We start from the raw sequence: 1,183 nt of genomic DNA on the forward strand, positions 1-1,183 counted from the left end.
GCCGTGAAGCAGTCCGTCACGGTCCTGCGCGACGGCGAGAACGTCGTGGGCGAGTCCGGCGTAAGCGTGAACAACGGCGAGCGCGAATCCATCTACGAGTACGAACTCGACTGACCTGGCCAGGCCAGATTTGCAAGGACGCGTCCGCGTTCGCGTACGTGGTGTCCCTACCGGCTGTGACGGTGTCCGCTACACCCCGTAGGCTGCACGAAACCGCGAAACAAGATCCGTAAACGCAAAAAAGCCGCACGCCCCACCCGGGCTCTGCAAGAGGGTTCGAAGCCTCAAGCCGAGTCGAAGTCCCGGAGAAGGGCAATGCGGCGACCACACATAGGTCTGCTGCCGAGTGTAGGGCAGGTGGGGAGTGCTGTCTTCCCCGCCGTGACGTCACGAGAGTGATGTCGCCCATCCGCACATCGGGTGGCAGGCCAGAGAGGCGCCACCCCAGTGGGAATGACCAAGCCCGCCGCAGTACCCGCCCAGAAGGGCGGTGGAACGGTCTCGAACCTGGAGAGGGACGGGGCCCCGGCCGGTTGCAGGCCGATCGCGGGCATGAAGAAGGGCTGGTTCTACCGGCCCGCAGACCGCATGATCATCCACCAGCAGAACCCCGATGCCGCTTCGCTCTCGATCGGGCGTGTGCCGAAGGTCATCGGGCAGATCGAGCACCTCACCGACGACGGCGAGAGCATCCGGATCGAGTACCTCGTCCTCGGCCGTCGCCAGCGGCGGGGCCGGATCGTCAACGAGGACGAGCTGGACCGTGGCACCTGGTCCGCGAAGGTCGGGTTCCGCCGGCCTACCGGCAACGACGAGCGCCACGCGTACGCGCGCCTGATCCGCGAGGAGGGCGAGGACGCCCCGGTCATCCCCGCCCGGACGTACTACGACGAGGACGGGAACCTCGTCTTCCCGACCGCCGAGGCCCAGACCCTGGGCTACCGGGTGCTGCGCGGTACCGAGGAGCAGGCCCGGGAGGCGTGGGAGGAGATCGGGGCCTACACGACCATGTGCGGGAAGTCGGCCCTGGTCCTGGGCGCGATGATGATCGGCCCCGCCCTCGACTCGATGGACGTCCTGGCGCACGTGCTGAACTGCTACGGCCCCGGCCAGCAGGGCAAGTCCACCGTGATGACGGTGGCCTGCGCGATCCTGGTCGACCTCAAGCCCCGGGCCCCGGCTG

The 1,183-nt window shown here is 67.8% G+C and carries 1 protein-coding gene; it reads left to right on the plus strand.

Annotation, left to right across the window (positions count from 1 at the left end; all coding sequences use genetic code 11):
• Positions 1-453: 453 nt before the first annotated feature.
• Positions 454-1,183 (plus strand): hypothetical protein (locus ACFWU9_RS36255; protein WP_384325359.1); only part of this gene is annotated, 730 nt, incomplete at its 3' end.

Source organism: Streptomyces sp. NPDC058653 (genome assembly GCF_042716895.1).
Taxonomy (GTDB): domain Bacteria; phylum Actinomycetota; class Actinomycetes; order Streptomycetales; family Streptomycetaceae; genus Streptomyces.